Source organism: Acinetobacter sp. V2 (assembly GCF_001188385.1).
GTDB lineage: Bacteria > Pseudomonadota > Gammaproteobacteria > Pseudomonadales > Moraxellaceae > Acinetobacter > Acinetobacter oleivorans.
On sequence record NZ_JZFB01000001.1, the window covers coordinates 1728821 to 1730729 of the forward strand.

Below are 1909 nucleotides of genomic sequence, written 5' to 3' on the forward strand. Positions count from 1 at the left end.
ATACTAAAAAGCCCGCAGCATTAAAGCGGGCTTTTTTTTGCCATAATTTTATTAATAGTTATAAAAAATCCCCTATCAAGATAGAGGATTTAATTTTCATGCTTAAACCATTTACTTGGCTTAATGATCTAATCTAAGTTTGAAAAAGATATTCCTTTCTTAAATCATTACTCCATTTCAACCACTTTTAAAGGATTAAAAGACTGAGTGGTCGGCATCATTTCAATACGATTAATATTAATGTGCGGAGGTTGTGAAGCAACCCAAGCTACCGTATTTGCAATATCTTCAGGCAAGATTGGATTCTTTTTATCATAAAGACTGTTCACTTTTTCTTGGTCACCTTTAAAACGTACCAAAGAAAACTCTGTGCCCCCACAAAGCCCTGGCTCAATGTTAGTGACTCGAATGCCCGTACCAGATAGATCAGCTCGAAGGTTTAAACTAAACTGCTCCACGAATGCTTTGGTGGCACCGTAAACATTCCCCCCCGGATATGGGTATGTACCTGCAATTGACCCCATATTAATAATTAAGCCAGACTTTTTCTTTACCATGTTTGGCAAAATTAGTCGGGTAACAGTAATAAGCCCCTTAACATTGGTATCAATCATAGTGTACCAATCATCTAAATCTGATTTATCTGCTGACTCCAAACCTAAGGCCAATCCAGCATTATTTACCAATAAATCAATTTGACTGATTTGAAATTCGGCTGGCAAATCAACTAGGGCCTTATTTATATTTTCTACGGTATCTGTCATGTCAAATACTAAGGGATAGAACTTTTCACCAAGTTCTTGCTGTAATTCTTTTAATTTTTCTGCCCGTCTTCCACAGCCAATAACTTTGTAACCTAACTCAATCAATTTTTTTGAAATACTATAACCAAAGCCCGCAGAGGCACCTGTAACTAATGCTAACATTCTTATATCCTTAAAATATTCGACTAATTTAGTTGAACCGATTATGAACAAAACTATCTTTATATTTACATAATATTCGTTATTACTTTAAAAAATAAAAGTTTTTTAAAAAATTTTAAGAGAAGTTAAAATTTATAAAAAATATATTTATTAAATAATTATATGCATTAAAAAACTAAAAGCAGAACATGCCTACCACCGAAGAAATAAAGCTTACCTAATAAAAAAGTTTACCTTTTACAGTAAACTTTTTATTTAAAACTTCTAATATTATGCAGGCACGCCGCTGTGAAAACGGAAGGTGTCATCAGGCGTTAAAATCAGATTCTTTTCAACCTCACGAATATGCTCAATACGCTGCTGAATATCCTCTTTAGGATTTTTCATTTTTACAGTTTTTGCAACATCAAGTGCAAGTGCCAAGTAGTCTTCAAAATGACGAGACTCCGACTTAAGCAAATAGCGATAATAGCGTCCTAACTCATCATCTACACGTGGGGCAAGAGCATGAAAGCGTTCGCATGAGCGCGCCTCAACAAAAGCACCTACCACAAGTACATCAATTAAAGCCTCTGGCTCATAAGTACGAATCTCTTTACGGAGCCCACCCGCATAGCGCCCTGCACTTAAGCCATCCCATTTTTGACCACGCTTGGCCATAAGCTCAAGCACTTGTTCATAATGAAGCATTTCTTCCCGTACCAGCTGTGCAAGCTTTACTTGCAAATCAGGGAAAAAGCTATAACGAAACATTAAGTTCATTGCTGTACTAGCTGCTTTTTTTTCACAATTCGCATGATCTTGCATCAAAATATCTAGATTATTGATTGCCTCATCTAACCATGCTTTTGGTGTTTGGCAGCCTAAAAAAGCCAAGATAGGTTGCATTAATTCATCGTAATTGATACTCGACATAACCAATTAACCTGCCACCTGTATTGCTGCTTTCATATCTTTAACGGCTTGAACCAGACCCACAAAAA

General features: G+C 36.0%; 3 protein-coding genes. All 3 read right to left on the reverse strand.

The features are described 5' to 3' along the window. Window positions 1–167 precede the first annotated feature (167 nt). Window positions 168–926: an SDR family oxidoreductase gene (locus tag UC75_RS07910; RefSeq protein WP_049837237.1), complete on the reverse strand. Its 759-nt coding sequence runs from the start codon at window positions 924–926 to the stop codon at window positions 168–170. 270 nt (window positions 927–1196) lie between these two features. Further along, window positions 1197–1841 carry a tRNA-(ms[2]io[6]A)-hydroxylase gene (locus tag UC75_RS07915; RefSeq protein WP_049837238.1) on the reverse strand — a complete coding sequence of 215 codons (645 nt, stop codon included), beginning with the start codon at window positions 1839–1841 and terminating at the stop codon, window positions 1197–1199. Window positions 1842–1847: 6 nt separating this feature from the next. Next, the coding region (locus tag UC75_RS20710; RefSeq protein WP_228137227.1) for a hypothetical protein at window positions 1848–1909 on the reverse strand (62 nt) is incomplete at its 5' end.

Coding starts and splice junctions, on each gene's coding strand:
- UC75_RS07915 (WP_049837238.1), bottom strand. CDS start 1,841: ATGTCGAGTATCAATTACGATGAATTAATGCAACCTATCTTGGCTTTT.
- UC75_RS07910 (WP_049837237.1), bottom strand. CDS start 926: ATGTTAGCATTAGTTACAGGTGCCTCTGCGGGCTTTGGTTATAGTATT.